The 778-nt window shown below is 66.6% G+C and carries 1 protein-coding gene; it reads left to right on the top strand.

Translation table 11 applies throughout. The features are described 5' to 3' along the window. Positions 1 to 82 precede the first annotated feature (82 nt). Positions 83 to 778: enoyl-CoA hydratase/isomerase family protein (locus tag AC1DX0_RS36645; protein WP_477359490.1), on the top strand; the 696-nt coding region annotated here is incomplete at its 3' end.

The following is a 778-nucleotide window of genomic DNA, read 5'->3' on the forward strand; positions in this document are numbered from 1 at the left end:
GGCCAGAGGCGGATCGGGTTTCCATTTGCGGCACGGCCTAGTAAACCCATCCGCGATCGCAGCCGGTCTCGGGAGGTTCCGCGTGTCCAATTCTGTCAACGTCGCAAACGAGAACGGCGTGGCGATCGTCACCATCGACAATCCGCCGGTCAATGCGCTGAGCTTCCATGTCCGCGAGCCGTTGATGCAGGCCCTGGTTTCGCTGCGGGACGATCCATCGGTCGCGGCCATCGTCGTTGCCTGCGCCGGGCGGACTTTTGTTGCCGGCGCCGACATCACCGAATTCGGCAAGCCGCTGCAGCAGCCAGAGCTGCGCGCCATCGTGGCGACGCTGGAGACTATCGCCAAGCCGACGGTTGCCGCCATCCACGGCACTGCGCTCGGCGGTGGTCTCGAGTTGGCGCTCGGCTGTCATTTCCGCGTCGCCGATGTCCAGGCTAAACTCGGCCTGCCTGAAGTGAAGCTCGGGCTGCTGCCGGGTGGCGGCGGCACGGTGCGGCTGCCGCGCCTTGTCGGCGCGCGGAAGGCGCTTGGCATGATCGTTTCTGGAACGCCGATCGGCGCGGGCGATGCGCTGGTCTCCGGCCTGGTGGACGCCCTCTTCGACCGTGACCTGGTCGCGCAAGCCACTCGTTTCGCCACCGAAATGGTTGCAAAGGGTGGCCCGTTCGTAGCGGTGCGCGACCGCAATGAGCGGCTCGAGGAAGTTGATCTCCCGGCCTTCGACAACGAGGCGGCGGAGCTGGCGAAGAAGGCGCGGGGCCTAGAAGCCCCGGTC

It is taken from the genome of Mesorhizobium sp. P3_A9 (assembly GCF_056402975.1).